Here is a 1,711-nt window from a genome sequence, read left to right on the forward strand (position 1 = left end):
GGTTTTCAGGATTCCTTCACAATTCAGGATTCCTTCACAATTCAAACTTCATACTTCACAATTCAAACTTCATACTTTTTTGTCAGATCTTTTTAAGGATAGCTAGTTTTTTTGAACGCACCCCAGCTAAATTAAAAATTCTAGCTGGGGATTCTTATGCTAGGTTGGACTCAGATAGCTTCCATAAACTACTGAGCGTCACTGGCGTTCTCAGCGTGTGGGAGGAACTTCTGCCTTCCCAGACTAAGCGTAAATTTCGCGTTAGTGAGCACGGCATACCAATATCTAGCGCCGATGTTGTAAGACGCAGATAAGTCGGCGTTATAGCGCTTGCCGTTCTTGAATCTGGCGAGGGAATACTTTTTGTTGCTGCGGGAAATTAAGCCAGACCCATCAAACCCATAAGCACTGGTGTATTTAGCGTTAACCTTGACGACGTTCCCGCCTAACTCGCTCTTATTCTGGATGGCAAGTTCCACAATCCGGTCTTTACACCATTGGTGGAATCGTTGCTTTTGGAGAGAGCCGTGCTTACCCCCTTTTGCCTTCCAGTTTGACAAGTCCTCAAACACAATCACCCTCACTTGATGAGCGATTCCAAAGTCTATTACAGCTTTGGATACGACTTGAGCAATGTGTTCGTTGATCTGTTTGGACTTGCGATACAATCCCTTGCAGAACCCTTGAGGCAAATTCCTTTTGGTTATCTTACGGGTTTGCTTGGACTTAGTGGCAATACGCTGCTTGCGTTGGTCACGGCGGTCTATGTCTCTGGCGGGGGAAATAAATTTCCTCGCTTTTACAGTACCGTCCCGACTAACGATAGAGCAGGTCGCTGTGGTGTTAATTCCTAGGTCTACCGCACAAACCCAATCAGATTCCGGCAGTTCCTTAATTGCGATCTCGACGGGCATCGACAGATGAACGCTGCGGCCGTTAGCAATTAAGGAAGGGGACATCAGTTTGTTGTCTTGACCTAGATGGCGGCTTTTTCCCGACGAACGAACAGGAATAGCCAATAGCCATACCCAATCCTTACCGTTCCAAACCTTGAGGTCTACAGCGTTAAAATTAGCGTTATAGCGAATTTGTTGACCTTTGTACAAAGCTGGGTAGCTGTTACAGAAGGCAGTAAGCTTAGGGGACTTGTCGTGTCGGTGCTTTCTGTTGCCTCGTTTCCAATCCTGCCAGCGAGTCACAAAGCTGCTAACAATCCCTAATGCGTCTTGGATGGCAGCCCGTCTTAGGTAGCTGGGAAACTTGCGAAACGATGGATGGTTATTGATGGCTTTTTTGAAGTACCAACCATATTTAGGATTGGGATTATCTGCGGTCTGGTGAACCAACTTCTCCAGGGTGTTCACCCGTTCTTTGGCAGTTAACCCCAACAGGGCAGACCAATTCCAATAGGCGATTAGTACCAAAGGTTTTAGGAAATGGCGGTACTCTTCCACCGTCAGAATAGCTAAATTACGCTGATGGCGAGTCAAAGACAGCGACCAGACATCAGTTCTGATCAACGACGCTGACTGCCACTTTTTGCGCTTAGTTCGCTTTTTAGCTTGCTTCCGGCTCATGGAGAAAGACTTAACCAATACCAAATATATTTTAACTTGCTAAGATTTAGTTGTCAATTTAGTTGCCGATACCGCTCTATGGATTTCAGGAGACTCAAGACTCGCTCCAACTCGGCATTTCGGTTGCTCTATCA

Annotated in this window: 1 protein-coding gene; it reads right to left on the reverse strand. The window is 46.1% G+C overall.

The window, feature by feature from the left end:
- Positions 1-188: 188 nt before the first annotated feature.
- The gene (locus tag F6K53_RS40300; protein WP_293085725.1) at positions 189-1,595 is read right to left on the reverse strand and encodes a transposase; all 1,407 of its coding nucleotides are present in this window, start codon (positions 1,593-1,595) and stop codon (positions 189-191) included.
- Between the last annotated feature and the right edge of the window lie 116 nt (positions 1,596-1,711).

Source organism: Moorena sp. SIO4A1, from assembly GCF_010672065.1.
In the GTDB taxonomy this organism is placed as follows: domain Bacteria; phylum Cyanobacteriota; class Cyanobacteriia; order Cyanobacteriales; family Coleofasciculaceae; genus Moorena.